Raw genomic sequence first — 23,480 nt, forward strand, 5'->3', positions numbered from 1 at the left:
TTGAGTCGTCACGGCTCGGGTCGCGCTGATGATGAGCAAGGTCAAGCTCCGAACGCGAAACCACCTTCTGATCGATGGCAGTCAGGAAACACAACCCGGCTCTGGACCTGCGCCCTCGCCTGTCGCATCCTGCCGCCGCTTGCAGGAAGAGGTACCTCATGGCGATGGGTCCACAGCGCTGGCTGACGATCACGGAGTCCCCGTTCCCCTGGGAGCGGGAGGCGCTGGAGTTTCTGCGCGCGCACCTGCCCGACCGTGATCCGTGGTACGCCTGGTCCAACATCGAATTCATCGACGATGAGGGCAAGGTCAACGAGGTCGACGCGCTTGTCCTGTCGCCGCACGGCCTGTTCCTGGTTGAAATCAAGAGCCGCCCGGGCCGGCTGGACGGCGATGCCCACAGCTGGACCTGGACCACCGACGGGCGCCGCCGCACGGACGACAATCCGCTGATCCTGGCGAACCGCAAGGCCAAGCGCCTGAAGGGCTTGCTGCAGCGGCAGAACGTGGTCAAGCGGCTGAGGCTGGGCCTGCCCTATGTCCCGGCGGTGATCTTCCTGTCCGCCGATGGGCTGGACTGGCAGGTCGATCCATCCACGGCCCTGTCCACCTTCGGCCGGCGGCCCTCCAGGTCGGGCGGCGGCATCATCAACGCCCTGAACAACGGCTTGCAGACCGCGAGGCCGCACCCGCCGATAACGGCCGAACAGGCCAACATGGTGCGCCGGGCGATCGCCGAGGCCGGGATCCGCCCGTCCCTGCGCGACCGCCGCATCGGCGACTACGAGCTGAAGCGCATCCTGGCCGAGGGTGACGGCTGGCAGGATTGGGAGGGCCGCCACGTCACCCTGGACGTGGCGCGACGCATCCGCCTCTATCCCTACAGCTCCGCGTCCGACGAGGAGGCGCGCCGCGCGCTCGGCCGGATGGCGGTCAGGGAGTTCCAGGTCCTGGAGGGCATCGACCATCCGGGCCTGCTGCGGGTCCGCGACTACAGGGACACCGAACGCGGTCCGGCGCTGATCTTCGATCACGATCCCCGGGCGATCCGGCTCGACCTGCTGATGCGCGACCATCTGGACCGGATGGGAGCGGAACTGCGGCTGCACATCATCCGCCAATTGGCGGAAACCCTGAAATACGCCCACGGCAAGCGGCTGTTCCACCGCGCCCTGTCGCCCCACAGCATCCTTGTCCGGGACGTCGACCAGCCGCTGCCCAGGCTGCAGATCATGAACTGGCAGACGGCGGCGCGGGAAGCATCGGCCGCCGGAACCACCCACGCCACCACCGGCACCAGCCACCTGGACAGCTATGTCGAGGATCCGGCAAAGGTCTACATCGCACCGGAAGCGCTCAGCGGCGGGCCGCAGTCCGGTCCGCACCACGACGTGTTCTCGCTGGCCGCCATCGCCTACCACCTGTTCACCGGCCAGCCGCCCGCCCCCTCCCCGCTCGAACTGGCCGCCCGGCTGCGCTCCGGGTCCGGGCTGCTGGTTTCCGACGTGGTCGACGGGGCGATGCAGAGCCTCGTCGACCTGATCCGCATCGGAACCCATCCGGAGGTGCCGATGCGGATCGCCTCGATGGACGAGTTCCTCGAACGGCTGGCGGAGGTGGAGCGCGATCTGCAGCGCGGCACGCCGGAAACCACCGTCGATCCGTCCTCTGCCAAGCCCGGCGAGCGGCTGGAGGGCGGCTTCACCGTCGTCCGCCGTCTGGGCCGCGGCGCCTCGGCCGACGCCCTGCTGGTCCAGCCCGACGGCGAGGAGGGGGAACTGGTGCTGAAAGTGGCGCTCGACCCCGCCCACAACGACCGGCTGGAGGCGGAGGCCGCGGCGCTCGGCAAGCTGCACCACACCAACATCGTCTCGGCACACCGCACGCTGACCGTCGCCGGACGGACGGCGATCCTGATGGAAAGCGCCGGCCCCCAGACCCTGGCCCAGCTGCTGCGCACGCCCGGCGGCCTGTCGCTGGACCTCAAGCGCCGCTTCGGCGAGGAGCTGCTGAGCGCCGTCGACCATCTGGAGCAGAAGGGCGTCGCCCACCGCGACATCAAGCCGGACAACATCGGCATCACCGAGGGGAAGGAGCGCCGACGGCTGGTGCTCTTCGACTTCTCGCTCGCCCGCACCTCCCCGGACAACATCCAGGCGGGGACCCGCCCCTATCTCGACCCCTTCCTGGTCCTGCGACGCCCGCCGCGCTGGGATCTCAGCGCCGAGCGTTTCGCCGCCGCCGTCACCCTGCACGAGATGATGACCGGCCTGCTGCCCAGCTGGGGCGATGGGCAGAGCGACGCGGCGATGATCGACGACGAGGCGACCATCGCGTCCGACCGCATCGATCCGCACCTGCGCGAGGGGCTGACCGCCTTCTTCGACAAGGCGCTGCGCCGCACCCCGCGCGAGCGATTCGACAATGCGGAGGACATGCAGCGGGCCTGGAGCCGGGTGTTCGACGAGGCGGTGACCGCCCCGGACGACCCGGACGGCTTCGACGCCATCGCCCGCCGCGTCACCGCCGCCAGCCCCATCGCCGACCTCGGCTACAGCGTCGAGGCGCAGGACGTGCTCGACCGCATGGGCGTCCACAGCGTGCGCGACCTGCTGGAGGTGCCCCGCCGGAACATCCGGCTGGCGAGCGGCGTCGGCGACCGCATCCGCAAGGAAATCCGCCTGAAGGCGAAGCGGCTGGCGCAGCTTCGCCAGGATCTCGTTCCCGGCACGCCCGCCCCCACCGACCTTGGCGCCGCCGACACCGACCGCCCCAGCATCGACCGGCTGGCCGAGATGCTGATCCCCCGCCGTCCACTGGGCGAGGAAACGACCGAGGATCAGGTGCTCGCCGTCTTCCTCGGCCTGGAGACGGCCGGGACGCCGCAGGATTGGCCGTCGGTCGGCGAGGTGGCGAGCCGTTGCGGCATCGCCCGCACCGCCGTCGCCGCGGCGCTTGCCAAGGGCCGGGAGCGCTGGCAGCAGGAGAATGCGCTGGGCACCCTGCGCACCGATCTGCGCGCCTTGCTGAAACTGCATGGCGGCGTGATGACGGTGGCGGAGCTGACGCCGCAGGTCCTCGCCATGCGCGGCTCCGCCAAGCTCGACGAGGCGGAGCGCCTGCAGCTGGCCGGCGCGGTCCTCCGTGCCGCCATCGAAACCGAGAGCGCGCTGGAGGAGCCGCATTTCCTGCTGTTCGGCGCCGATTCGACGCCGCTGGTCGCCGAGGCGGCGGAATTGGCGCAGCACGCCCGGACACTCGGGCAGGCCGCCGACCGTCTCGCCGCCCTCGACCCGCTGGCCCCGCCGCAGCGGGTGCATGAGGAGCTGGAGGCGCTGGGCTGGCCGGTGCTGGAGCGGGAGGATGCCGCCCCCCGCCCCACCCTGGCCCGTCTGCGCGCGCTGGCGGTCGCGGTATCGACCCATGCCGCCCTGTCGAGCAAGGGGGAGATATACCCGCGCGGCATGGTGCCGGACCGCACGCTGCGGCTGGCCGCCGGCTCCCTGCTCGGCCCCCGCATGCTGACCGAGGAGCAGCTGCGCGAGCGCGTGCGCGGCCGCTATCCCGACGCCGCCCCGCTGCCCACCCGCCCGGCGCTGGACGGCCTGCTGGAACAGGCGGGGATCGGCCGGACATGGCGCGAGCACGGCATCGGCCCCGAGGCCGGCGACAGTGAGCCCGGCTATTACGCCGACACCGCCAGCCCCGGCCATTCGTCCGGCTACAGCTCCATCCACCGGCTGATGACCGAGGGGCCGGCGGTGGACGAGACGCCGGACGTCCTCGCCGCCCGCCAACTGGAAGACAAGATGGCCTATGCCCGGCGCACCGGCGGTTTCCTGGCGCTGACCGTCGATCCCCGCCGCTATCAGGAGGCGGAACGGGCGCTGGTGGAACGTTTCCCGCTGAAACGCCTCAGCCTCGACCGCCTGATGCTGGACGCCATGCGGGCGGAGGCGGCCGGGCGCAAGGTGGATTGGTCGCTGGTGCTGCGCGCCGACGCCGCCGATCCGCAGAGCCGCGACTGGAGCAACCTGCAACGGCTGATCGGCTTCGCCGTGCCCAAGGTGGAACAGGCGCTGATGACCGCCGGGGAGCCGGTGCTGCTGACCGATTGCGGCCTGTTCGCCCGCTATGGGCTGATGGACCGCCTGCAACTGCTGCGCGACGCCTCCGGCACGGCGGGCGGCCCGCCGGGGCTGTGGCTGCTGCTGCCGCTGCCCGATGGCGGCTTGCCGACCATCGGCGGAAAGGCAGTGCCGGTCATCGACGGCAGCCAGTGGGCGCGCCTGTCGGTCACCTGGATCGAGAATGCCCACCGCGCCGGCAGCCGCCCGGCGGCGTGACAGGACGGCGTGACAGGACGGCGTGACCTCGGCACCCCTCTCCTGCCGCACCCCAAGGTAGCGGACGCCAAGGGCGGCGGCGCGTGTTCATAGCGCCCGCCCCCGTCCCTGTGCTATTCCAGCGGCCCAAGTCCCATACCACTTTCGAAGACAGCGACCGGCAAATCCCATGATCGACGCCACCGCCCTGCTGAAAGACCTGAAGCGCCTGCTGCGCAGCCTGGAAACCGACATCCGGGAGCGGGTGACCGGCACCGCGCTCGACGCCGAGCTGCGGGCCGACTGGCAGGCGGCGCGCGATGCCAGGCGCACCGCCCAGGCCTATACCGCCTGGTTGGACGAGGAGGTGACGCAGGCGGCGGTGCATTGGGTGCTGGGCTGCGTCTTCCTGCGCTTCGTCGAGGACAACGGGCTGGTGGACCGGCCCTGGCTGTCGGGACCGGGGGAGCGGCTGGAGATGGCGCGCGACCGGCACGAGGCGTGGTTCCGCGCCAACCCGACCGGGGAGGAGCGCGACTTCCTGCTGACCTGCTTCGCCGAGGCGGCGGAGCTGCCGGGGCTGGGCGCCCTGTTCGACCGGCGCCACAACCCGCTGTGGCGGCTGCCTGTGTCGGGCGACGGCGCCATCCTGCTGCGCGAGTTCTGGCAGCGCCGCGACCCCGACAGCGGCGTGCTGGTCCATGACTTCACCGACGACGCGCTGGGCACCCGCTTCCTGGGCGACCTGTACCAGGATCTGTCGGAGGCGGCGCGCAAGCGCTTCGCCCTGTTGCAGACGCCGGAGTTCGTCGAGGAATTCATCCTCGACCGCACGCTGGACCCGGCGGTGCGCGAGTTCGGCTTCCGCGAGGTGCGGCTGATCGACCCCACCTGCGGCTCCGGCCACTTCCTGCTGGGCGCCTTCCGCCGGCTGTTCGGCCTGTGGTCCCTGCACGAGCCGACCCGCAACCCGCGCGACAGCGCGCAGAAGGCGCTGGACGCCGTCTGCGGCGTGGACATCAACCCCTTCGCCGCCGCCATCGCCCGCTTCCGCCTGCTGATCGCGGCGCTGACCGCCTGCGGCATCGCCGGCCTGCGCGGCGCCCCCGACTTCCGGGTGTCGGTGGCAGTCGGGGACAGCCTGCTGCACGGCAAGCGCTTCATGGAGGTGCGCGGCAACCAGCTGTCGCTGATGCCGGAGGAGGGGCTTACCCACGTCTACCAGGAGGAGGATCGCGAGGCGCTGGACCTGCTTTTGGGGCGGCAGTATCACGCGGTCGTGGGGAACCCGCCGTATATTATTGTTAAGGATCAAGTTCTTAATCAGGCATATCGGGATCGATATTCCGCCTGTCACATGAAGTATTCTCTGGGTGTTCCATTCACTCAGCGATTCTGGGATTTAGCTTGCGCAGGTGATGAAGAGGTATCGGCCGGATACACGGGGATGATTACCGCCAACTCCTTTATGAAAAGAGAGTTCGGCAAGAAACTCATCGAATCATTCTTGCCGCATGTCGATCTAACTCATGTGATCGATACCGCTGGAGCCTACATCCCCGGTCATGGAACTCCGACTGTCATCCTGTTCGGGCGTAATCGGCGGCCGGTCGGGTCCGAAGTAAGAGCTGTCATGGGTATTAAAGGTGAACCGGGCGCACCGGAAGACCCAAGCCGTGGTCTTGTTTGGTCATCGATAATTGATGGAATCGACCAAGCCGGAACAGAAGGCAATTTTGTCAGCGTCGCTGATTTAACTAGAAGCGGACTCAAAAAGCACCCTTGGAGCATAGGAGGGGGTGGAACAAATGACGTTAAGCAGCAGATAGAAGATGCCTCATCAAAAATTCTAGAAGCGATAATTGGATTTCGCCAAGTCGTCGTTGGAGCGGGTGGACGGCCAACAACTCGTCAGGTTCGTGAGCTTGGCTTTGCTAGCTTCACTGGCATGGATGAGGCTTTCATTACCGATTCAAGGTATTTTGAGCGGCTTGGTGTAAGTAAGATTCTTGTCCGACCAATCATCGTCGGTGAAGACGTAAGGGACTGGGAAGCAGACGGACTAAATATGGCTCTGGTCCCGTACGACCGAAGGCAGGATTTGATCCAGTATGACGCATCGAGCATTTGGGGGAAGTATCTTTGGAAATATAAGGTCACAGCAAGATCTGTGATTAGTTTCAACAACAGGACGCGAGATGATTTAGGTGAGCCTTGGTGGTCATGGTATCGCTGGGTTGCAGAACGATACCGCACATCTCTAACTATTACTTTTGGAGAAGTATCTACGCACAACCACTTCGTTCTTAGTCGCGGGGGAAAGGTATTCAACCGCACAGCGCCAGTTATTAAATTTTCGGAAGACGCACCAGAAGAAGATTATCTCTCAGTTCTAGGAATACTCAACAGCTCCGCCGCCTGCTTTTGGTTGAAGCAAGTTTGCCATAACAAAGGGAGCACTGTAGATCAAAAAGGCGCTCGCCAGCGCACCGACCCCTTCGAGGATTTCTATCAATTCAACGCCACCAAACTTCAATCCTTCCCCCTCGCCGAGCCCTACCCCACCGACCTTGCCACCGCGCTGGACGGGCTCGCCCGTGAGCTGACCGACGCGCTGCCGAAGGCGGTGATCGCCCGTGCCCTGCCGACCCGCGCCGATCTGGACGCGGCGAAGGCGCGCGCGCGGTCGATCCGCCGCCGCATGATCGCCTTGCAGGAGGAGCTGGATTTCCGCTGCTACCGCCTTTACGGCCTGCTCGAGGAGGATGCCGAGCATCCGGCCCCGCCGGAGGTCGATCTGGGCGAGCGCGCCTTCGAAATCGTCATGGCCCGCAAGATGGCCGACGGCGAGCTGGGGACGACGTGGTTCGACCGCCACGGCTCCACCCCCGTCACCGACATCCCCGCCCATTGGCCGGCCGATTACCGGGCGCTGGTCGAACGGCGCATCGCGCTGATCGAGGACAACCGCTGGATCGGTCTGGTCGAGCGGCCGGAATACAAGCGGCGCTGGCAGTGGGACGACCAGGGCTTCGACGCCGGCTGGACCAAGCGGGAACAGGCGGCGCTGAAGGACTGGCTGCTCGACCGGCTGGAGGATGGCCGCTACTGGTCGGGGGAACCCTCGCTGCTGCCGGTGTCGCGGCTGGCCGACATGGCGCGGCGCGACGCCGACTTCATGGCGATGGCGGAGCTGTACACCGGCCGCCCCGACTTCCAGGTGGCGCCGCTGGTGGCGGACCTCGTGGCGGCGGAGTCCGTCCCCTTCCTGCCGGTCCTGCGCTACAGCGAGGACGGCCTGCGCAAGCGCCGCGCCTGGGAGGAGACCTGGGAGCTTCAGCGCCGCGAGGACGCCATCGACGCCCGCACCGGATTGCCGGAGGGCGATCCGAACCGGCTGACCCCGGAACAGGCGAAGGAGATGAAGGCGCGCGAGGTCGGCGACATTCCGGTCCCGCCGAAATACCGCACGCCCGACTTCCAGAAGACCGACTATTGGCGGTTGCGCGGCGGGCTGGACGTGCCGAAGGAACGCTTCGTCAGCTACCCCTTCGCCGAACGCGACGCCGACGGCAGCCTGATGGTCGCCTGGGCCGGCTACGACCACCTCCAGCAGGCGACTGCGCTGGCCGCCCACTATCTTGCCATGAAGGAGAACGAAGGCTGGGGCGCGGAGCGGTTGATTCCGCTGCTGGCGGGCGTACAGGAGCTTGTGCCCTGGTTGTTGCAATGGCACAACGATTACAACCCTGACTTCGGCGTCGGGCTGGGCAGCTACTACCGGGACTTCGTGGCGGACGAGGCGCGCGCGCTGGGCCTGACCATCGACGATCTGCGGTCGTGGACCCCGCCGGCGCGCGCCACCGCCCGCCGTGGCCGGAGAAAGGCGTCGTGACCAGCTAAGGAAGCGCCCGCATGCCCGAACCCCTGGACCTGGATGCCCTGGTCGCGCAAGGGGCGGCCCCACCGCCGCCCAGCCCGATCATGAGCCGGGCCGAACGCCTCGAATCCGACGACCTCTCGGTCGTGCTCGGGGCGTTCGGCCGTTCCGACCTCGACCCGCTGGTGAAGATCCTGGTCGAGAAGGACTTCATCACCAAGAGCAAGCCCCTCAAGGACTCCGACGCCTACAAGACGGGCGGCGGCGACCATCACCGCTACATCCCGCAGATCGTCGAAGAAATCCGCTGGTGGGGCAGCCACGACCTGAAGGACGCCAACGAGCCGCGCAGCTACCGCGCCGTGGTGGCGGAGCTGTGCGAGAAGGCCGAGATCGAGGTGACGGAAACCACCAGCGTGTTCGACATGGAACGGCTGATGGTCAAGAAGCGGGTCGATGCGGGCGAGATGGGCAGCAGCACGCTCGGCACCGTCGCCAAGGCCGCCGCCGGCTTCGGCCTTCTCCGCGCCATCGGGGTCGTCACCGGCCCGGTCGGGATCGGCCTGACCGCGGCCTGGACGCTGTGGGACATGATGGGTCCCAACCACAAGATGACCGGGCAATGCGTGATGGCGATCGCCGAGGCGCGCATGCGCCTGTGGTGCGCCGCGATGGCCGACGAAATGGAGGTGGTGGGATGAGCGTCGTTCAGTATGTCATGAAAGTCCCGGAGCAACTCCAGGCGGACGTTTTATCCGGGATTTACAAGGTCACGGGCGGCGTAATCCGTGACCAACAGGGCCATATCGTCGGCCATATGCAAGTCACGCAAATGGCCCAACAGGCCATCGGCCTCGCCAACCCCGCCGTCATGGTCGGCCTGCAGGCGGTCAACACCGCCATCATGGTGGCCGGATTCACGATGCTGGCGTCCAAGCTGACCGCGGTGTCGCAGCAGTGCGAAGCCATCCTGGAGCGGAGCGCCAAGACCGACCATAAGGTGGACTGGCTGCGCGATGCCGGCATCGCCGCCATCCAGTCCAAGATGCTGGCCGGGCTGGAAGGGGCGCAGAGCGCGCACAAGCTGGGCCAGTCGGTCCTGCCCTATGACACCTCGATCAACGAGGGCGCGCTGTTCTTCCGCCGGGTGATGAAGGACGCGCTGTCCCGCGGCGACGCGCTGCACGACACCGACATGTTCATCACCCTGGTGCTGCAGCACGCCATCGCCAGCATCGCCCGCGCCCGCTCGCAATGGCTCCTGCTGGGGCCGGAAGAGGGGCTGGACGCGATGGACGCCGGCATCAAGGCCCACAACGAGATGGTCGCGGCATTGCAGAAGCCCTTCCGTGACCCCTTCACCGTCGATTCGCCGACGCTGGAGATGGGTCCGGAACAGCGCAAGGCGTTGAAGACCCTGATCCCCGTGCTGAAGCAGGTGGCCCAGAGCTTCAACCAGCGCCGGGTGGAGCTGGAGACCTATGTCACCTTCGGCCTGATGGGGCCGCCCAGCGTCGAAATCGTCCGCCAGTTCGAACGGACCCCCGGCGCCTGCCTGCTGATCGAGGAGGTCGAGACGGTCGGCGTCTCCGCCGGTGGCATGGCCGGGGCAACCGCCGGGTGACCGGCAGGGATGCGGCCGCCGGAAAGCTGTGGCGGCCGCATCCCGGCTTTTCTATTCTCCGCCCTCTTCGTACCCCGGACCGAGTTGCCGTATGACCACCGACGCCCGTCCCCTCATCAGGGACCTGATCGACATCCCGGAGCGCGTGCATCAGGGCGACTTCGTCCTGAAGCTGGCCGACGGGCTGGGCCATGCCAAGGCGACGGTGCGCGATTACGTCGTGACGCCGCAGCTGGAGTTGTGTTTCGACGACGCGCTGGGCTTCATCAAGGGGGCGGTCACCGGCGGGACCAGCAAGGCGGCTTACCTGCACGGCTCCTTCGGGTCGGGCAAAAGCCATTTCATGGCGGTGCTGACCTTGCTGCTGGCCGGCGATCCGGACGCCCGCTCGATCCCCGAACTGGCCAAGGTGGTGGTCCGTCACGACGAGTGGATCCAGGGCCGACGCTTCCTGCTGGTCCCCTACCACATGATCGGGGCCAGCGACCTGGAATCGGCGATCCTCGGCCAGTATGCCCGCCATGTGCGGCGCTTGCACCCCGACGCGCCGGTGCCCGGATTCTACCTGTCGGAAAAGCTGTTTGCAAACGCCCAGGATCATCGAGTGACTTGGGGTGACAGTGCTTTTTTCTCCAAACTGAACGCCGGTAAAGGGGAGAATGGCGAAAGTGACGACGGCTGGGGCACACTCGACTCTGGTTTGTGGGACGCCGATAGCTTCGACGCCGCCATAGCCCAGCCAGTGACGGGGGATGAGCGTCAGCGGTTGATCGCCGACCTCATACGCGTCTTCTTCAAAAGCTATGCAGATGTTGCTGCCAACAAGGGCAACGCCTTCGTCTCTCTGGACGAAGGGCTGGCGATCATGAGTAGCCATGCCCAGTCGCTGGGCTACGACGCGGTGATCCTGTTCCTGGACGAGCTGATCCTGTGGCTCGCCACCCATGCGGCCGACGTCAATTTCGTCTCGCGAGAAGGCTCCAAGCTGTCGAAGCTGGTGGAGGCGCTGAACAGCCGCCCGATCCCGCTGGTCAGCTTCATCGCCCGCCAGCGCGACCTGCGCGAACTGGTCGGCCAGAACCTGGCCGGCGCGCTGCAGCTCCAGTTCGCCGACGTGCTCAAGCACTGGGAGGCGCGCTTCCACCGCATCACTCTGGAGGACCGCAACCTGCCGCTGATCGCGCAGAAGCGCGTCCTGCGGCCGGTTTCCCGCACAGCCGAGGAGACACTGGACGGCGCCTTCGACGATTTCCTGAAGGTGCGGCGTGAGGTGCTGGACACGCTGCTGGGCTCCACCGGCGAACAGGCGATGTTCCGGCAAGTCTACCCGTTCAGCCCGGCGCTGGTGCAGACGCTGATCGCGGTGTCGTCGGTGCTGCAGCGTGAGCGCACCGCGCTGAAGTTGATGTCGCAACTACTCATCAAAAGGCGGAACGAGCTTCGGCTGGGCCAGATCATTCCGGTCGGCGACCTGTTTGACGAAATTGCAGAGGGAGACGAACCCTTCTCCGATGCAATGAAGTTCCATTTCGAGAATGCGAAGAAGCTCTATCGGACCAAGCTGCTTCCCCTGCTGGAGCGGCAGAACGGCGTCAGCTGGGCCGAGGTGGAGGCGGAAACCGCCGATCCCGCCAAGGCGCAGGCGCTGCGCAACGACGCGCGGCTGATCAAGACCCTGCTGCTGGCCGCCCTGGTGCCGGAGGTGGAGGCGCTGAAGGGCCTGACCGCGCCGCGGCTGGCCGCGCTGAACCATGGCAGCGTACGCTCGCCGATTCCCGGCCGCGAAAACAACATGGTGCTGACCAAGCTGAAGGGCTGGGGCGGCGAGGTCGGGGAGATCAAGACCACCGAGGACGCCAACCCCGTCATCTCGATCCAGATCACCGGCGTCGACACCGACCCGATCCTGGCCAGCGTCGCGAGCGAGGACAATCCCGGCAACCGCCGCCGGCTCGTCCGCTCCATGCTGTTCGAGATGCTGGGGCTGCCGCCGGACAGCGACGGCTTCTTCCTCGAATATTCGATGGTCTGGCGCGGCATCCGGCGGCAGATCAACATCGTCTACGACAATGTCCGGGAAATGACCGACGACCGGCTGCGCAACCAGGACGGCGCGTGGTCGGTCATCTTCGATTTCCCGTTCGACGAACCGAACCGCTGGCCCGCCGACGACATCGCCCGTCTTCAGGAATTCAAGGACGGACCGGTCGGGCGCTCCGACACCATCGTCTGGCTGCCGTCCTTCCTCAGCGAGAAGGCGATGCGCGACCTCGGCACGCTGGTGAAGCTGAACCACCTGCTGACGGGGGAACGCTTCGCCGACCACGCCCGCCATCTGTCGGCGGTCGACCGCGATCAGGCGCGCGCACTCCTCGCCAACCAGCGCAGCCAGCTCCAGCAACGCCTGCGCGCCTGCCTGGAGGTCGTCTACGGCATCGCCAGCGAACCGTCGGATGCGGTGGGCGCCCCGCTGGAGGCGTCCCAGCACCTGCAGTCGTTGAACGGCTTCAAGCCGGCGCTGCCGGTGGGCGCCAACTTCAAGGCGGCCTTCGAGAAACTGCTGGAACAATTGTTCGGCTATCTCTACCCCGCCCACCCGAACTTCGGGACCGAGGTCAAGCCGCTGGCCCTGCGCAAGCTGCAGCCGGACATCGAGCGGGCGCTGGCCGACCCGGAAGGGCGCGTGTTCATCGCCGACAAGGCGATACGCGACTCCATGCGCGCCATCGCCAACCCGTTGAAGCTGGGGGAGATGGGCGAGACGCATTTCGTCCTTTCCCGTCACTGGCGCTCCCATTTCGCCCAGAAGCACGCACAACAGGGCGGCGCCATGACGGTCAAGTCCCTGCGCGCCTGGATGGACGAGCCGCAACGGATGGGCGTATCGGCCGAGGTGCAGAACCTCGTCATCCTCACCTATGCCGAACAGACCAACCGCAATTTCTTCAAGGGCACCGCCCTGATCCGGCCGACGCTGGACTCTCTCGACAACGAGCTGGAGCTGCGGGAACAGGCGCTGCCGCCGGAAGAAGACTGGCGCCTGGCGGTGCAACGGGCCTCTTCCCTGTTCGGCCTGGTGCCTCCGGACCTGCGCAATGCGACGAACGTCGCCAAGCTGTCCGCCCAGATCGCGGAACGCGCGGCCGACCTGCGTCCCAAGCTGGAAGCCCTGGTCCGCGACCTCGGCCACAGGCTGGCGGCGCTGGGGATCAATGCCGACGACGCCAACCGGATGACCACCGCCCGCTCCGCGCAGGCGCTGCTGGTCGCCATCGGTGCGGCAACTTCGGAAAAGGTCATCACGGCGCTGGCCGGCGCGGAGTTGCGGACCACCGAGACCGACGTCGCCAAGACCCTGACCTCCGCCGGCGAGGTCGGGCCGGCCCTTCGCGACTCCAGTTGGAAGGTGTTCGAGACGCTTCGGCAACTGGCCGACCACCGGCAGGCCGCCGCGGCATCCATCCTCGACCGCATCGGCCAAACCCTGTCGATGGACGAGCGTGCCGTCTTGCTCAAGCCGTCGCTCGACGATCTGCATGGGCGCGCGCTGAAGCTGCTGACCGACACGGCCCCCGCTCAACCGGCGCCGCCGCCGCCGCCGCCGACAACGCGGCCGGACATGGGCTTCGGCGAGGGAACGATGGCCGTTCCTCCCATCGTCGCGTCGGCGGAGCCGCTGGTCGAACCCGACGACGTCGTAATCACGGTGGACGACCGGCGCAACCTGTCGTCCGGCGAGGCTGCCGACCTGCTCGACCGGCTGAAGCGGGAGTTGGACGGGCATCCGGACTATCGACTGAACCTGTCTTGGAAAATCGTCAGGAAGGGCAGGCGCCCGTGACGTTGCCGGCACCCACGACCGCGCAAATCCGTGCCCAGGTCGAGGCTGTCGTCAGGCACGACCCCCAGGTCCGGGCGCTCGGCATCCGGTCGCCGAACCGTCAGGCTTGGCCGGAGCGGCTGGACTGCGCCGGCCGTGCCTTCACTCTCGTCTGGTGCGAATCGTCCCTTGCGGCCCGTCAGGCCCTGACGGAACGTGACGGCGACACCGGCGTCGTGCTGCTGACCAACCTTTCCTCCGAGATGCTCGGGGATGATGTCGTGGCCCGCCTTGCCAAGGCCCGGCTGCTGACCGTGGAGGCATGGGAGATGGTGCGGGAGGCTTTCCAGGCCCGCAATATCGACCCCCGTATTTCCGGCAAGCCCTGGCTGGCCGAATTGCTGCTGGAACATTCCCATCGCGGCCCCTATCCACCGGTGCCGGGCGGCTTGCTCGATGCCGATACGGCATGGGCGAACCTGCTGGACCGGCTGCTCGGCCTGCCCTTCGCACGGCCCGATGCGGAAGCCCTGCTGCGCTGGAGCATCGGCGACGGAGCGTTGGCCCGATTCACCTCGCTGCCGCCGGCGACGCGCAGCGGGATCGCTTCGTGGCTTTCGGAGGCCGCCGGCCCGGCCGGCAGCTTGGTGACGGCATGCATCGACAGCGGTTTCGGTGCCGACGCACTGCCGCTGGGACTTGTCGCCGGGGTCGTCTTCGGAACGTCCTGGCACCTCAGCGAGTTGACCGCGGCCGCCGTGCGGCTCGAACCGTTCGTGGGTGGGCGACGGATCGCGGCCGATCATGGCAGGGCGTGGGCGGCGGCGGCGGCAGGCGCCCTCCGTCCGCTCGATCAAGCCACGCGGCGCAGGTTGCTGGAGCGTGCGGATTCCCTCCTCGAGCAGGTGCATGCCGGGGGATTTGCCGTTACGAGTCCGATCCTGCTGGCCGGCTTCCAGGCTCGCCTGCGCGCCTTCGCCGATGAGCTGACGCGGGCGCTTCCATCCCTTCCCGATGCCGCTGCCCTCCAGGCGCTGGAATCCGCTGCCGTCCGCGTCGCCGCCCACGACCAGGCAGCGGACCAGAGGGGACGGGCGGAGAAGGTGGCCATGGCGCTGCGTCTGGTGCGCTGGCTCGTGACCGCCCGATCCGCACCTCAGTCCTTCGCCGACGGCGTCCTCGACTATGCACGCGACGGAGCGTTCGTCGATCTGGCCCGCCGGTTCCTGGCGGGAGGCGACGAGATGGCCGACCTGTCGGCGGCTTATTCCAGCCTCGCCGCGGCGGTGCGGATTTGCCGTGAGACACAGAACGAACGCTTTGCCAACTTGCTGCGGAACTGGAACGCCGCACCGGCTGCCACTTGGCCCGTGCTTCCGGTCGAACGGGTGCTCGAGGAGGTCGTGGCTCCGCTTGCGGCCAGCGCACCCGTGCTGCTGCTGGTGATGGATGGGATGAGCCATGCCGTCTACCGCGAACTGCTGCCCGATTTCATGAACACGGGGTGGAGCGAGTTGTGTCCGACGGAAGCGACGGAACCGGCCTCGGCCGTCGCCATGCTTCCCACCGTCACCACCGTGTCGCGGGCAAGCCTCCTGTGCGGACGCCCGGCTTGCGGCTCCCAGTCCACCGAAAGCAAGGGTTTTGCCGAACATGCCGCCCTTCGGGCGGTTGGCAAGGCTGGCCTCCCGCCGATCCTGTTCCATAAAGGCGACCTCAGCGAAGGCGGCAGCTTGGCCCCCTCAGTCCGCGAAGCGGTCGGCACACCCGATCGGCGGATCGTGGCCGTCGTCCACAACGCCATCGACGATCATCTGGATGGACCGGAGCAACTGCGCCAGCGCTGGTCACTGGACGATCTGCATCTGCTGCGTCCAATCCTGCATGAAGCCCGCAATGCCGGCCGGGTGGTTGTGCTTACTGCCGACCACGGCCATCTGGTCGAGGAAGCCACGACGCAGATGGCGAAGGCCGATGACGGTCGCTGGCGAGCCGGCACGGTCCCGGCCGCAGTGGGGGAGTTGACATTTTCCAAGGGCAGAACCCTGTCGCCGAGCGGCGAGAACGACATCGTGCTGCCCTGGAGCGAAACCATACGCTACTGCGGACGGAAGAACGGCTATCACGGAGGAGCGAGCCCGCAGGAGGTGCTGGTCCCCCTGACCGTATTGTCGGCGGGCGTGTTTCCCGACGGCTGGCGACTGGCGCCGCCGGTTCAGCCGGATTGGTGGGAGGCGCTGCCCCCACCCATGCCGGTCGCCGCCGCGCCCGCGCGTCCTGGTCCGCAAGCGCCGCCGGCTCGCAAGCGATCAACCATACAGCCGTCGCTGTTCGACATGGTGCCGGCGCAGCCGGCGACACCAGCGCCCGCTTCCGACTGGATCACCCGCTTGCTGGCATCGCCGGTCTATGCGGCGCAAAAGCAGCTTGCCGGCCGCGGTGCGCCGAAAGACGACGACATCCGTGCGATCCTGGACGCGCTGTCGCAGCGCGGCGGAAAGCTGAGCCGCGTCGCCCTGGCCCAGCGGCTGGGCGTCGCCCAGGTCCGTCTGGGATCGTTGGTCATGGCCGCACGTCGTGTCTTGAATGTGGATCAGGTGCAGGTGCTGGGGGTCGAGGACGCATCCGGCACCGTGACCTTGAACCGCGCGCTTCTCGACACGCAATTCGAACTCAAGCAGTGAGGCGACTGTCATGCTGAGTCCGCACAGGCGGTCGGAAATCATCGACGCATTGCGGCGAGGCACGGTTCCCCGCTCCGGTCTGGACGTCCTTGCAGTCGGCATCGAACGCTTTGCCCCAGCTCTGGACGACGACCTGAATGGGGTCTCGGCCGGCCGCGGCGCATTCAAGGCGATCCGCGGCGAATATGGCAGCGGCAAGACATTCTTCGGCCGCTGGCTTCAGGAGAGGGCGCGCAGCCGGGGTTTCGCCACCAGCGAGGTGCAAATCTCGGAAACGGAAACCCCCCTTCACCGGATGGAAACCGTTTACCGAAGGATGACCGAACGGCTGGCCACCCAGGACGCGAGCGAGGGGGCGCTTCGCAACGTAATCGACGGCTGGTTCTATACGCTGGAAGAGGACGTGCTGGCGGAAGGCGACCTCGATCCGGCCGATGCCGAAGCGCTGGTCGCCCGTACGGACGCGCTGCTGGAGCAGCGGCTGGCGGCGGTGACACGGCAGGCACCTGCCTTCTCGGCCGTGCTGAGGGCCTACCGGCAGGCCTTGGTGGCCGAGGATCAGGGCTTGGCCGACGGCTTGCTCGGTTGGCTGGGCGGGCAGCCGAACATCGCGGCATCGGTGAAGCGTACGGCCGGCATCAAAGGGGAAATCGACCATTTCGGCGCCACAAACTTCCTGGCCGGGCTGCTGACCATCCTCCGCGATTCCGGTTATGCCGGATTGCTGCTGGTGCTGGACGAGGTGGAGACGCTTCAGCGCATGCGCACCGACACCCGCGAGAAGGGGCTGAACGCACTGCGCCAACTGGTGGATGAAATCGACGCCGGCCGGTTCCCGGGATTGTTCGTCGTGACGACCGGTACGCCCCCATTTTACGACGGCCCGCAGGGCGTCCAGCGGTTGCCTCCGCTCGCCCAGCGACTCCATGTCGATTTCGGGACCGACGCCCGGTTCGACAATCCACGGGCCGTCCAGATCCGCCTGCCGGGCTTCGACCTGGACCTTCTCGGCCGGCTGGGCGCGAAGGTCCGGGACATCTATGCCGAGGGATCCTCCAATGCGGAGCGGTTGTGCGAACTGGCCGATGACACCTATGTCCGCGACCTCGCACAGGCGCTGACCGGGCAACTCGGCGGGCGGGTCGGCGTCGCGCCGCGGCTTTTCCTGAAGAAGCTGGTCGGCGACGTACTGGACCGTATCGACCAGTTCGACGATTTCGATCCTCGCAGACATTATGCGCTGACCGTGACGCCGACGGAGATGACGGCAGCCGAACGGGCCGGAATTGCGGCTGGCTCCGTGGACGACGTCGAGTTGGACCTGTGAGTCCCTTCGACCACATCCATCCGGCACTTCAGCACCACATCGTCAATTCGCTTGGATGGTCCACCCTGCGACCGACCCAACTCCAGGCCATCGATCCGATCCTGGACGGTCGCAATGCGCTGCTGCTGGCACCTACGGCCGGCGGCAAGACCGAAGCTGCGGCTTTTCCCGTCCTGTCGCGAATGCTGACCGAGCGGTGGGACGGCCTTTCCGTGCTGTATGTCTGTCCGCTGCGGGCCCTGCTCAACAACCTGGAACCGCGGCTGCGGCATTATGCCGGGCTGGTGGGGAGGAGCGTCGGCCTCTGGCATGGGGATGTCGGTGCGGGCGACCGCAGCCGCATTCTGCGACAGCCGCCGGATATTCTGCTGACCACGCCGGAGTCACTCGAAGCGGTCCTGATTTCCCGGCGCGTGGATCATCGTGTGTTGTTCGCCGGCCTGCGCACCCTGGTCGTGGACGAATTGCACGCCTTCGCCGGGGACGATCGCGGCTGGCATCTGCTCGCCGTCGCGGAAAGGCTCGCCCGCGTCGCCGGCCGTCCGATCCAGCGGATCGGCCTTTCCGCCACAGTCGGAAATCCGCAGGATCTGCTCGACTGGCTGAGCTGTGGCGAGGGCGGCATGGTCGTCGGCCAGCCGGCACCGCCGGCCGGGGGTGACGTGATGCTGGACCATGTCGGGTCGCTGGAGAATGCGTCGATCGTGCTCTCGCGGCTCCATCGCGGCGAAAAGCGCCTCGTCTTCTGCGACAGCCGAAGCAAGGTTGAGAAGCTAGGCTCGCTCCTGCGGACTGCGGGAGTACGGACCTTCGTTTCGCACAGCTCGTTGGGCATCGACGAGCGCCGTCGGTCGGAAGAGGCGTTCGCCACCGGCGACGACTGCGTCATCGTCGCCACAAGCACTTTGGAATTGGGGATCGACGTCGGCGACCTCGATCGGGTGATCCAGCTCGACGCCCCGTCCAGCGTATCGTCCTTTCTCCAGCGCATGGGGCGAACCGGACGCCGCGCCGGCACAATGCGCAACTGCCTGTTCCTGGCGACTTCCGAAAGCGCCTTTCTTCAGGCCGCCGGGATCTTGCGCCTGTGGGGGGACGGATGGGTTGAACCCGTGGAGCCGCCGGCAAACCCGCTCCATCTGTTCGCGCAGCAGGTCATGGCGCTGATCCTGCAGGAGCGCGGCCTTGAGGCGGGAGGATGGCAAGAACCTCTGGGCCGCGTGTTCGGAAAGCTGGCGGCCGATCGGGCGGACAGCATCATCGCCCATATGCTCGATTCCGGCATCCTGGCGCAGGATGGCGGCATTCTGGGAATGGGTCCCAAGGGCGAGCGCGAATTCGGCCGCAGGAACTTCATGGAATTGATGGCGGCCTTTACCACTCCGCTGCTGCTTTCGGTACGATACGGCGGCTCCGAACTCGGACAGGTCGATCCCACGAGCCTGCAACAAGCCAATGGCCGCCCGACGACGCTGCTCCTGGCCGGCAGAAGCTGGCAGGTCGTCGACGTGGACTGGACGCGCAGACTCGTTGTCGTCGAGCCGTCGGCGGACGTGGGACGTTCACGCTGGATGGGCGGCACCAACAGCCTCGGCTTCGCACTCTGTCGAGCCATGGAACGGGTGGTGACCAGCGGAGACATTCCGTCCCGGCTGTCGAAGCGGGGAGCGGCCTGCCTGGAGTCGTTGCAGGAAAGTTATGCCTTCTGCGACGGCGCCTCCCTACCGCTTGTGTCCGACGGATCCGGGCGGTTGCGTTGGTGGACCTTCGCAGGCGGGCGGGCGAACGCCATGCTGACACAGGCACTTGCATCGTCAGGACTTGCGACCCGTGGCCATGATGACTTGTCCATCCAAACCGATGCGGCTGAAGCGTCGGTGTTGCAGCGTACGGTGGCCGGCATTTCGCAGACGCAATTGGAAGCCGTCGCCGATGCCGGCTTGGTCCGGGATCTGAAGTTTTCCCAATGCCTGCCGGAGCCGATGGCCATCGAAGTCCTATCCCAGCGACTCTCCGACCGTAGAGGCGTGGCGGACGTGCTATCGCGGCCCATGCGCTTCATAAGAAACGCGATCGCCGAATAGCCGGTTAGCTGCAGGACCGCAGCCATAGGATGTCCCTGGGCTGCTCCGACTTGTGGGAGACCAGCACCTCCCAGTCTCGGCTGAACCGCGCCGGGTTTCCCGGAGGCCCCATCATCTGAGAGAGTGGGGTCATCATGACGAAACCTGCATCACCCAAGTACGCCCCTGAAGTGCGCGAGCGCGCGGTTCGGATGGTGTTCGAACACGAAGGCGAGCATGCCTCGCAGTGGGCTGCGATCAGCTCGATTGCGGCGAAGATCGGCTGCAATCCCGAGACACTGCGGAACTGGGTCCGGCAGGCCGAGCGTGACCAGGGCAAACGGCCCGGTCCGACAACGGACGAGCAGGAGCGGATCAAGACGCTGGAGCGCGAAGTCCGGGAACTGCGCCAGGCGAACGAGATCCTTCGCAAGGCGTCGGCGTATTTCGCCCAGGCGGAGCTCGACCGCCCGTTCAAGAAATGATCGCCTTCATCGACGAACACCGTGCCGTCCACGGGGTCGAGCCGATCTGCAGGGTGCTGCCGATCGCCCCGTCGACTTACCACGCCCATGTCGCCCGGAAGACCGATCCGGCCAAGGCGCCGGCCCGCTCGCGAAGCGACGCGGAGCTGAGTTTGGCTATCCGACGGGTCTGGAATGAAAACTTCCAGGTCTATGGGGTGAGGAAAGTGTGGCGGCAGTTGGGGCGGGAAGGTATCGACGTGGCACGCTGCACGGTGGCCCGGCTGATGCGCCAAATGGGCCTGAAGGGCGCGACACGCGGCAAGGCGGTGCGCACCACGATCAGCGACCGGGCGGCGCCCTGTCCGCAGGACCGAGTGAACCGCCAATTCCAGGCGCTCCGCCCGAATGCCTTGTGGGTGGCGGATTTCACGTACGTGGCCACATGGCAGAGCTTCGTCTATGTCGCCTTCGTCATCGACACCTTCGCCCGTCGCATTGTCGGCTGGAGGGTGTCGCGCACCGCTCACGCCGGCTTCGTCCTGGACGCGCTCGAACAGGCGCTCCACGACCGTCGTCCGGCCAAGGACGGCGGCCTCATCCACCACAGCGACCGCGGGTCGCAATACCTTGCCATTCGGTACACCGAGCGTCTCACCGAAGCTGGGGTCGAACCCTCCGTGGGCAGCGTCGGCGATTCCTACGACAATGCCTTGGCCGAGACGATCAACGGCCTCTACAAGACTGAGATGATCCGCCGCCACGGGCCATGGCGCACCCTGGAGGCCGTCGAGTTCGCCACCCTGGAATGGGTGGACTGGTTCAACCACCGACGCCTCCTCGAACCCATCGGCAACATTCCTCCCGCCGAGGCCGAAGCACGCTATCATGCCCAAACCGAGGACGTCGCCATGGCGGCGTGACTCAAGCCAAATGGCCTCCGGGAACCCGGCGCGGTTCAGTCGCCCGGCCCAACCCGCCGGAGGCCTGGGAGGTGGTGGAGGTGCCGGAATTGCGCATCATCGACACCGCGCTGTGGGAGCGGGTGAAGGAGCGGCAGACGTCGATCGGCTTCACCATGGGGCGGGACGACCAGGGCAACGCCCGGAACCGGGCGCACCGCCGCAAGTTCCTGCTATCGGGGCTGCTGACCTGCGGGTGCTGCGGCGGCGGTTACACCATCATGGCCAAGGACCGCTATGGCTGCGCCGCCCATCGCAGCAAAGGCACCTGCAGCAACGACCGCACCATCAGCCGCTTCGACGTCGAGCGACGGGTCCTCACCGGGCTGAAGGAGCGCCTGCTGGCGCCTGAGCTGGTCCGGGAGTTCGTCGACAGCTTCCGTGCCGGCGTCGAAGCGGCAACGGCCGACCGCGACGCCAACCGCCGCACGCGTGAGCGCGAACTGGCGGCGGTCGAGCGCAAGATCGCCGGCATCCTGAAGGCGATCGAGGACGGGCTGTACCACGAGTCGATGAAGGAGCGCCTGACCATCCTGGAGGCGGACAAGGCCAGGCTGCTCGCCACCAGCGACGGCGACGGCACGGACCTGCCGTCGGTCCTGCTGCACCCCCAGCTATCGGACCTCTACCGCCGCAAGGTGGAAGCGCTGGAGGCGGCCCTCGCTGGCGGCGAGGACAGCGCCGAGGCGATGGAGATGGTGCGGATCATGATCGACCGCGTCGTCCTCACGCCCTCCCCTGCGAGCGCGGGGTTGGATGCCGACCTGCACGGCGAGTTGGCCGGTGTCATGGCGGTCTGCGAAGGCGTCGCTCAGATGCGCAAGGCCCAGACGCACGAACGCCCCGGCTCTTTCGAACCGGGGCGTCAAGTGTCGGTGGTTGCGGGGGCAGGATTTGAACCTGCGGCCTTCAGGTTATGAGCCTGACGAGCTACCGGGCTGCTCCACCCCGCGGATGTTCTTGATATGGCGTGACGGACGGTGACGATGCAAGCTTGTGCTTATGGATTAGCGTCTCTTGAGCCTGAGTGACCTGGCGGCGACCTACTCTCCCACGTCTTAAGACGCAGTACCATTGGCGCGGAGGCTTTTCACGGCCGAGTTCGGGATGGGATCGGGTGTTTGACACCTCGCCATGACCACCAGGTCACCAAGGCTCAAGACCGACGCTTATCCGAAAGCTTCGCTTGTTCAGTGCAAGTGAGGGAGGAGTGTGTATCGAACTGCGGCGCGTGCTGTCAAGGCTGCTGTTTTGAGCAGGCTTGCTGCTGCGCATGGCGCGGTTAGTGGGGTCGAGATCAAGCCGATCGAGCGATTAGTAAGGCTTAGCTTCAGACATTGCTGCCCGTCCACATGCCTCCTATCGACGTGATGGTCTGTCACGGCTCTCAAGGGAGCTCTGGTTTAGAGGTGGGTTTCCCGCTTAGATGCTTTCAGCGGTTATCCCGTCCATACTTAGCTACCCGGCCATGCCACTGGCGTGACAACCGGTGCACCAGAGGTATGTCCATCCCGGTCCTCTCGTACTAGGGACAGATCCTCGCAAAACTCCGACACCCACGGCAGATAGGGACCGAACTGTCTCACGACGTTCTAAACCCAGCTCACGTACCACTTTAATCGGCGAACAGCCGAACCCTTGGGACCTGCTCCAGCCCCAGGATGTGATGAGCCGACATCGAGGTGCCAAACGACTCCGTCGATATGGACTCTTGGGAGTCATCAGCCTGTTATCCCCGGCGTACCTTTTATCCGTTGAGCGATGGCCCGTCCACGTGGAGCCACCGGATCACTATGGCCGACTTTCGTCTCTGCTCGACTTGTCAGTCTTGCAGTCAGGCGGGCTTATGCCATTGCACTCGACGAGCGATTTCCGACCGCTCTGAGCCCACCATCGCGCGCCTCCGTTACACTTTGGGAGGCGACCGCCCCAGTCAAACTACCCGCCATGCAGGGTCCCGGACCCGGGTAACGGGCCACGGTTAGATGCCAGAGACTTCAAGGGTGGTATTTCAAGGATGGCTCCACACGAGCTGGCGCCCATGCTTCCAAGCCTCCCACCTATCCTACACATGAAGTCCCTAGCACCACTGCAAAGCTGTAGTAAAGGTGCACGGGGTCTTTCCGTCTGACCGCGGGAACTCCGCATCTTCACGGAGAGTTCAATTTCGCTGAGTTGGTGTTGGAGACAGCGGGGAAGTCGTTACGCCATTCGTGCAGGTCGGAACTTACCCGACAAGGAATTTCGCTACCTTAGGACCGTTATAGTTACGGCCGCCGTTTACCGGGGCTTCAATTCAAGGCTTGCACCTCTCCTCTTAACCTTCCGGCA

At 66.5% G+C, this 23,480-nt stretch carries 11 protein-coding genes, 1 tRNA gene, 2 rRNA genes and 1 other annotated feature (1 of these 15 only partly in view); of the genes, 10 read left to right on the forward strand and 4 right to left on the reverse strand.

Features of this window, described 5'->3' with window-relative positions:
* Positions 1 to 158 precede the first annotated feature (158 nt).
* The 9 genes from pglW to PWS46_RS16525 all read left to right on the forward strand — a co-directional run bounded on the left by pglW (position 159) and on the right by PWS46_RS16525 (position 21,110).
* Positions 159 to 4,346: a BREX system serine/threonine kinase PglW gene (gene pglW / locus PWS46_RS16485; protein WP_434620356.1), complete on the forward strand. Its 4,188-nt coding sequence runs from the start codon at positions 159 to 161 to the stop codon at positions 4,344 to 4,346.
* Positions 4,347 to 4,515: 169 nt separating this feature from the next.
* Positions 4,516 to 8,220 carry a BREX-2 system adenine-specific DNA-methyltransferase PglX gene (gene pglX / locus PWS46_RS16490; protein ID WP_434620359.1) on the forward strand — a complete coding sequence of 1,235 codons (3,705 nt, stop codon included), beginning with the start codon at positions 4,516 to 4,518 and terminating at the stop codon, positions 8,218 to 8,220.
* 20 nt (positions 8,221 to 8,240) lie between these two features.
* A complete protein-coding gene (locus tag PWS46_RS16495; protein WP_434620362.1) occupies positions 8,241 to 8,906 on the forward strand; it encodes a hypothetical protein in 666 nt (221 codons plus the stop codon).
* 131 nt (positions 8,907 to 9,037) lie between these two features.
* The gene (locus PWS46_RS16500; protein WP_434620365.1) at positions 9,038 to 9,829 is read left to right on the forward strand and encodes a hypothetical protein; all 792 of its coding nucleotides are present in this window, start codon (positions 9,038 to 9,040) and stop codon (positions 9,827 to 9,829) included.
* Positions 9,830 to 9,920: 91 nt separating this feature from the next.
* Positions 9,921 to 13,670: a phage resistance protein gene (locus tag PWS46_RS16505; RefSeq protein WP_434620368.1), complete on the forward strand. Its 3,750-nt coding sequence runs from the start codon at positions 9,921 to 9,923 to the stop codon at positions 13,668 to 13,670.
* Positions 13,637 to 16,333, forward strand: a complete 2,697-nt coding sequence (gene pglZ / locus PWS46_RS16510; protein WP_434620371.1) for a BREX-2 system phosphatase PglZ — start codon at positions 13,637 to 13,639, stop codon at positions 16,331 to 16,333. The genes PWS46_RS16505 and pglZ overlap by 34 nt, the downstream gene beginning before the upstream one ends.
* Positions 16,334 to 16,343: 10 nt before the next feature.
* Complete coding sequence (brxD, locus tag PWS46_RS16515) at positions 16,344 to 17,660, forward strand: BREX system ATP-binding protein BrxD (protein ID WP_434620374.1); 1,317 nt, start codon at positions 16,344 to 16,346, stop codon at positions 17,658 to 17,660.
* Positions 17,657 to 19,744 carry a DEAD/DEAH box helicase gene (locus tag PWS46_RS16520; RefSeq protein WP_434620377.1) on the forward strand — a complete coding sequence of 696 codons (2,088 nt, stop codon included), beginning with the start codon at positions 17,657 to 17,659 and terminating at the stop codon, positions 19,742 to 19,744. Before brxD ends, PWS46_RS16520 begins: the two co-directional genes overlap by 4 nt.
* 134 nt (positions 19,745 to 19,878) lie before the next feature.
* A protein-coding gene (locus PWS46_RS16525) for an IS3 family transposase (RefSeq protein WP_434620380.1) occupies positions 19,879 to 21,110 on the forward strand; the annotation gives its coding sequence in 2 pieces (ribosomal slippage) (positions 19,879 to 20,173 and positions 20,173 to 21,110; 1,233 coding nt in all).
* Positions 20,163 to 20,279 (forward strand) — a sequence feature (AL1L pseudoknot). Its footprint overlaps the gene before it by 117 nt.
* Position 21,111: 1 nt before the next feature.
* Here PWS46_RS16525 and PWS46_RS16530 read toward each other — a convergent pair.
* A complete protein-coding gene (locus PWS46_RS16530; RefSeq protein ID WP_434620383.1) occupies positions 21,112 to 21,267 on the reverse strand; it encodes a hypothetical protein in 156 nt (51 codons plus the stop codon).
* Positions 21,268 to 21,370: 103 nt separating this feature from the next.
* Here PWS46_RS16530 and PWS46_RS16535 point away from each other — a divergent pair, with 103 nt between their 5' ends.
* Positions 21,371 to 22,069 carry a recombinase gene (locus tag PWS46_RS16535; protein WP_434622047.1) on the forward strand — a complete coding sequence of 233 codons (699 nt, stop codon included), beginning with the start codon at positions 21,371 to 21,373 and terminating at the stop codon, positions 22,067 to 22,069.
* On the opposite strand, the gene PWS46_RS16540 is transcribed toward PWS46_RS16535, so the two are convergent.
* The 3 genes from PWS46_RS16540 to PWS46_RS16550 all read right to left on the reverse strand — a co-directional run.
* A tRNA-Met gene (locus PWS46_RS16540) sits at positions 22,026 to 22,102 on the reverse strand. The genes PWS46_RS16535 and PWS46_RS16540 overlap by 44 nt on opposite strands.
* A gap of 77 nt (positions 22,103 to 22,179) precedes the next feature.
* Positions 22,180 to 22,295 (reverse strand): 5S ribosomal RNA (gene rrf / locus PWS46_RS16545).
* A gap of 147 nt (positions 22,296 to 22,442) precedes the next feature.
* Positions 22,443 to 23,480: ribosomal RNA gene (locus tag PWS46_RS16550) — 23S ribosomal RNA — on the reverse strand; it runs 1,708 nt beyond the window's last position.

The sequence above is a fragment of the Azospirillum sp. B2RO_4 genome (assembly GCF_051124815.1).
Lineage (GTDB): Bacteria > Pseudomonadota > Alphaproteobacteria > Azospirillales > Azospirillaceae > Azospirillum.

Bases quoted from the DNA above. Each gene is read 5' to 3' on its own strand.
- pglX (WP_434620359.1), top strand. From the start codon at position 4,516: ATGATCGACGCCACCGCCCTGCTGAAAGACCTGAAGCGCCTGCTGCGC.
- pglW (WP_434620356.1), top strand. From the start codon at position 159: ATGGCGATGGGTCCACAGCGCTGGCTGACGATCACGGAGTCCCCGTTC.
- PWS46_RS16500 (WP_434620365.1), top strand. From the start codon at position 9,038: ATGGCCCAACAGGCCATCGGCCTCGCCAACCCCGCCGTCATGGTCGGC.
- PWS46_RS16535 (WP_434622047.1), top strand. From the start codon at position 21,371: ATGGCCAAGGACCGCTATGGCTGCGCCGCCCATCGCAGCAAAGGCACC.
- PWS46_RS16530 (WP_434620383.1), bottom strand. From the start codon at position 21,267: ATGGTGAAGCCGATCGACGTCTGCCGCTCCTTCACCCGCTCCCACAGC.
- brxD (WP_434620374.1), top strand. From the start codon at position 16,344: ATGCTGAGTCCGCACAGGCGGTCGGAAATCATCGACGCATTGCGGCGA.
- PWS46_RS16495 (WP_434620362.1), top strand. From the start codon at position 8,241: ATGCCCGAACCCCTGGACCTGGATGCCCTGGTCGCGCAAGGGGCGGCC.
- PWS46_RS16505 (WP_434620368.1), top strand. From the start codon at position 9,921: ATGACCACCGACGCCCGTCCCCTCATCAGGGACCTGATCGACATCCCG.